The sequence below is a fragment of the Anaerotignum faecicola genome, assembly GCF_003865035.1.
Taxonomy (GTDB): domain Bacteria; phylum Bacillota; class Clostridia; order Lachnospirales; family Anaerotignaceae; genus Anaerotignum_A; species Anaerotignum_A faecicola.
In genome coordinates, this window is sequence record NZ_BHVZ01000006.1 from 1 (window position 1) to 4044 (window position 4044).

At 34.7% G+C, this 4044-nt stretch carries 9 protein-coding genes and 2 pseudogenes; 9 read left to right on the forward strand and 2 right to left on the reverse strand.

The window, feature by feature from the left end; genetic code table 11:
* Nucleotides 1–294: 294 nt before the first annotated feature.
* The 9 genes and pseudogenes from EJE48_RS12680 to EJE48_RS12455 all read left to right on the forward strand — a co-directional run bounded on the left by EJE48_RS12680 (nucleotide 295) and on the right by EJE48_RS12455 (nucleotide 3151).
* Nucleotides 295–522, forward strand: a complete 228-nt coding sequence (locus EJE48_RS12680; RefSeq protein WP_279221713.1) for a Holliday junction resolvase RecU — start codon at nucleotides 295–297, stop codon at nucleotides 520–522.
* Nucleotides 519–620: a Holliday junction resolvase RecU gene (locus EJE48_RS12950; protein WP_408608191.1), complete on the forward strand. Its 102-nt coding sequence runs from the start codon at nucleotides 519–521 to the stop codon at nucleotides 618–620. Before EJE48_RS12680 ends, EJE48_RS12950 begins: the two co-directional genes overlap by 4 nt.
* Nucleotides 577–749, forward strand: a pseudogene (locus EJE48_RS12955) (Holliday junction resolvase RecU); the annotation flags it as partial. The gene EJE48_RS12950 and the pseudogene EJE48_RS12955, both read left to right, overlap by 44 nt.
* Before the next feature lie 11 nt (nucleotides 750–760).
* Nucleotides 761–889 (forward strand): Holliday junction resolvase RecU, encoded by a 129-nt coding sequence (locus tag EJE48_RS12960; protein ID WP_408608193.1) that lies wholly within the window; start codon nucleotides 761–763, stop codon nucleotides 887–889.
* Nucleotides 890–914: 25 nt separating this feature from the next.
* Nucleotides 915–1250, forward strand: coding sequence for a hypothetical protein (locus tag EJE48_RS12435; protein WP_207667378.1), 336 nt, complete (start codon nucleotides 915–917; stop codon nucleotides 1248–1250).
* A gap of 52 nt (nucleotides 1251–1302) precedes the next feature.
* Nucleotides 1303–1494, forward strand: coding sequence for a transglycosylase domain-containing protein (locus EJE48_RS12965; protein ID WP_207667383.1), 192 nt, complete (start codon nucleotides 1303–1305; stop codon nucleotides 1492–1494).
* A gap of 56 nt (nucleotides 1495–1550) precedes the next feature.
* Nucleotides 1551–1679, forward strand: a pseudogene (locus tag EJE48_RS12970) (hypothetical protein); the annotation flags it as partial.
* A gap of 477 nt (nucleotides 1680–2156) precedes the next feature.
* On the forward strand, nucleotides 2157–2558 hold the full coding sequence (locus EJE48_RS12450; RefSeq protein ID WP_207667380.1) for a penicillin-binding transpeptidase domain-containing protein: 402 nt from the start codon (nucleotides 2157–2159) through the stop codon (nucleotides 2556–2558).
* A 17-nt stretch (nucleotides 2559–2575) separates the two neighbouring features.
* A complete protein-coding gene (locus tag EJE48_RS12455; protein ID WP_207667381.1) occupies nucleotides 2576–3151 on the forward strand; it encodes a hypothetical protein in 576 nt (191 codons plus the stop codon).
* 380 nt (nucleotides 3152–3531) lie between these two features.
* On the opposite strand, the gene EJE48_RS08600 is transcribed toward EJE48_RS12455, so the two are convergent.
* Both EJE48_RS08600 and EJE48_RS08605 read right to left on the reverse strand, forming a co-directional pair.
* Nucleotides 3532–3792, reverse strand: a complete 261-nt coding sequence (locus EJE48_RS08600; protein WP_207667382.1) for a hypothetical protein — start codon at nucleotides 3790–3792, stop codon at nucleotides 3532–3534.
* Nucleotides 3793–3849: 57 nt separating this feature from the next.
* Nucleotides 3850–4044: endonuclease III domain-containing protein (locus tag EJE48_RS08605; protein WP_408608192.1), on the reverse strand; the 195-nt coding region annotated here is incomplete at its 5' end.

Consider the following 4044-nt stretch of genomic DNA (forward strand, 5'->3'; position numbering starts at 1 on the left):
CAAACTCATTAATAATTTCATTGAATGTTTTCTTTGCGATGGAATGTTAATAGATGTTGGAAAATGATAATTGAAAAATATTGAGAGCGTCATTTAAATTATAAAAATTGAATAACTTAAAGGTTACATTTATCTTTCATTTGTGAAAGAAACCGTGACAGAATAACTTAATCACGTTAAAATAGTGAATGATGTATGTTTGTTTAATGACATATACATTCAAAAACTAGAGTTTGATTGAATCTTTTCTTATTATATAGCAGTTATTTTTAATCAACTTGTGTGGTGAATATAATGAATTATCCTAATGGTAAACCATACTCTAAAAATAAGTCTTTGGACGGACGCAACCCATCGCCATTTTCAAGTAACATTGAATACGGTGGACGCGGGATGTCACTGGAAAAAGATATTGAGCACTCTAATGCTTATTATCTTAAGAGTGGCATAGCAGTCATTCATAAAAAGCCTACCCCCGTTCAAATAGTGAATGTTCACTATCCTAACGAAGCAAGGCTGTGATAAATGAAGCTTATTTTCGTACACCTTCAACAACTGATTATAACGGTGTTTATAATGGTTATTATATCGATTTTGAGGCAAAGGAAACGAAGAAATAAAACTTCTTTTCCATTAAATAATATTCACTCGCATCAAGTTGAACATATGAAAAATACATATCTTCAAAAGGAATTGTTTTTCTTATGATACGTTTTAAAACGCTTGATGAAGTCTATATTTTGCCTTATTCAAAATTTGAATTTTATGGGAAAGATACATCCAAGAAATTAAAAAATCGATTACTGTTGAAGAAATTCGGAAAAATGGTTACCATATTCCTTATCAATATCAACCAAGATTGGATTACCTCAAAGCAGTGATAAGTTGATATTAGATGAAAGTGAGGACCGCGTATGACGGAAAATAAAGGGTCTTCTCAACCTAAAAAGAATAATAGTAAAACTGGTGGGAAGTCCGACGGAAAAAAGAATAGGAATGTTAAGAGAACGATCATCAAGATCATTGGCTTTATGATTATCGCCTTTTTCGTTCTGTTGCTACTTGGTATCTTGTTGTTTGCTTACTATGCATGGAAAGCACCAGCTTTTACCGAGTCCAAATTAGAAGATCCAATTCCAGCTAAGATTTACGATAAAAATGGAGATCTGGTTAAAACATTGGATAACGGCCAACGTCATGAACACGTCAACATTAAAGACGTGCCTAAAAATATGAAATACGCCGTTTAGCTACAGAAGATAATCGATTCTATCATCATGGTGCGCTAGATTATAAACGTTTATTGGTGCTGTTGGGAAAAACTTAACTGGTGGATTCGGTGCTCAAGGTGCGTCAACATTAACACAACAAGTTGTTAAAGACTCATTCTTAACGCAACAAAAATCTATCGGTCGTAAAGCTCAAGAAGCTTACCTCTCCTACCGTCTTGAACAAGAATATAGTAAAGATGAAATTTTCCAGTTACTTGAATAAAATTACTATTCTGACGGTGTAACAGGTGTTAAAGCTGCTGCTAGTATTACTTCAACAAGGACTTGAAGGACTTAAACTTAGCTGAAGAAGCTTATCTTGCAGGTTTACCACAGGTTCCAAACCTTATAACATCTATAACAATCCAAAAGAAGCTAACGATCGTAAAGATACAGTTCTTTACTTAATGCATAAACATCATAGAATTAGTGACAAGCAATATGCTGATGCTAAGAAGATCAATCTTAAAGCGAACTTAGTTGAACGTACTAAGAAAGAACGTCAAGTTAACGGTAATGAAAAAGATACAGAGTATGATTCATATGTTAACTTTGTTCAATCAGAATTAATGAACAACAAATACTTCAAAGACAAAACTTAGGTAATGTCTTACAAAGTGGTATTAAGATTTACACTAACATGGACAAAGATGTTCAAAAAACGCTTCAAGATCGTATTGATAATGGTGGTTCTAACTACTATAAAATGATGACCAACAAGTCGGTGCAACTATCTTAGATAGTAAAAACTGGTGGACTCGTAGCTATATCTGGTGGACGTAATTACAAAAACGTAGTTGAACGTAACCAAGCTACTGATGCACACCCTACTGGTTCTTCATTAAAACCATTCTTAGCTTATGGACCAGCTATTGAAAACATGCAATGGGCTACAAACCATGCGATTCAAGACGAATCATCATATTGGTTGATGGCTCAGAATTTAGAAACTATGACACTAAGAGTCATGGTAATGTATCTGCTTATGATGCTTTACGTCAAAGTTTCAACATTCCTGCCCTTAAAACTTGGCAACAAGTTAAAAAATCAGCAGGAAACGATGCACCTAAGAAATTCGCTTCAAAAGTTGGCTTAGATTATAGTGGTAAAATAGGTCCATCAGAAGTACTCGGTGGTTCATCTTCTGAATTCTCACCTACTCAATTAGCTTCTGCATTCGCTGCAATTGCTAATGGTGGTACTTATAACAATGCCCACTCTATTCAAAAGTTGTTACTCACGATGGTGACACGATTGAATATGATCATTCTAGTCACAAAGCGATGAAAGATTATACAGCTTACATGTTAGCTGAAATCTTAAAAGGTACATTTAAAGCATACGGTTCAGCGTATGGACACGGTGTTTCTGGAGTTAATTTAGGTGCGAAAACTGGTACTGGTACGTATGGTGCTGAAATTTATCAACAATATAACCTACCAGATAGTGCAGCTAAAGACGTATGGATTAACGGATTTAGTCCTCAATACACAATGTCAGTATGGATGGGCTTCAATAAAGTTAAACAATACGGTACTAACTCATTTGTCGGCCACTCTCAACAAGAATATCCACAATATCTTTTCCAAGATGTAATGTCAGATATTTCTTCTAAAGATGGCGAAGACTTCAAGAAACCTAAAGATGTTAATGGTAGCGATGGTGATAACTTATCTGTTGCAGGACACCCTGACAATAACACTACGAACCGCAGTGTTCACGGAGATAGCGATACTTCTTCTTCAAGTTCAAGCAACGGTTCATCATCAAGCTCTAACAGTAGTTCAGGCAATACTAACGGCTCATCTCAAAGTAGCTCAGGTAATGCACTGACACGACTATTTAACTTAAATGCAATTTTTGATGATAAAGCATCATAATTCATTTAAAAAGGAGGCTGGGACATAATTAATTGTCTTAGCCTTCTTAACATATTGGCAGTAGATGTCTGAATTGAAAGTGCGCTTAAATTAGCTTCTCTCAATCCTAGCCATCCTTGCCGGCGGGGCCCCAACACAGAGAATTTCTTTATAAGAAATTCTACAATCAATGAAAGTTGGGAGAGGGACAACGAAAATAATTTAGCTAAATTATATTTCTGTCCCTCTCCTCTTTTTGTATACAAAAACCCTCATTTATGCACTTTATAGGTCTTAATGCCTTTTAGTCATAAGTGAGGGTTATTTACTATTTATTGTTTTGTCGTTTCTTCTTATTTGATAAGATGCATTCATTTTAATCAACTCAGATTTTAACGTTTTCATCTGGCGATACCCCATAAAATGATATTTCTTGCGACCATATAATGATAACGTTCGTCAAAATTCATTGGTACTACAGGATATTCGCTAAGCTTATCAAAGTTGATGTGGTCAATTTCGTTAATTTGTTTAAAGTAATTCAATATCATTTCAAAGTAATCATCAATAACTGGTTGAGCTTCTTGTGATTTTAATTTTTTCTGACTTGCATATGCATCTAATTGTGTTTCAAGTTGTTCGAAATCACTTTTTTCAATCATGGAATCACGCTTCTTTCAAACTTGCTTTATAACGTTTCTGCCCTTCGCGACAATCATCTAACAAAGGACAAATATCACATTTGGCTTTCTGGCTAAGCAATGATATCTTCCAAAGAATATGAGTTGATGATGACTTTTATTCCATCGTTCGCGAGGAATGATGTCACATAAACGATCTTCAACTTGTCTTACATTGTCTTTCCAGCGGTTAATACCTAGACGTTTAGATACTCTTTTACGTGTTGTATCGAC

What these genes read in the sequence shown, in the direction of transcription:
- EJE48_RS12680 (WP_279221713.1), top strand. Translation starts at nt 295, where the DNA reads ATGAATTATCCTAATGGTAAACCATACTCTAAAAATAAGTCTTTGGAC.
- EJE48_RS12435 (WP_207667378.1), top strand. Translation starts at nt 915, where the DNA reads ATGACGGAAAATAAAGGGTCTTCTCAACCTAAAAAGAATAATAGTAAA.
- EJE48_RS12450 (WP_207667380.1), top strand. Translation starts at nt 2,157, where the DNA reads ATGGGCTACAAACCATGCGATTCAAGACGAATCATCATATTGGTTGAT.
- EJE48_RS12455 (WP_207667381.1), top strand. Translation starts at nt 2,576, where the DNA reads ATGTTAGCTGAAATCTTAAAAGGTACATTTAAAGCATACGGTTCAGCG.
- EJE48_RS08600 (WP_207667382.1), bottom strand. Translation starts at nt 3,792, where the DNA reads ATGATTGAAAAAAGTGATTTCGAACAACTTGAAACACAATTAGATGCA.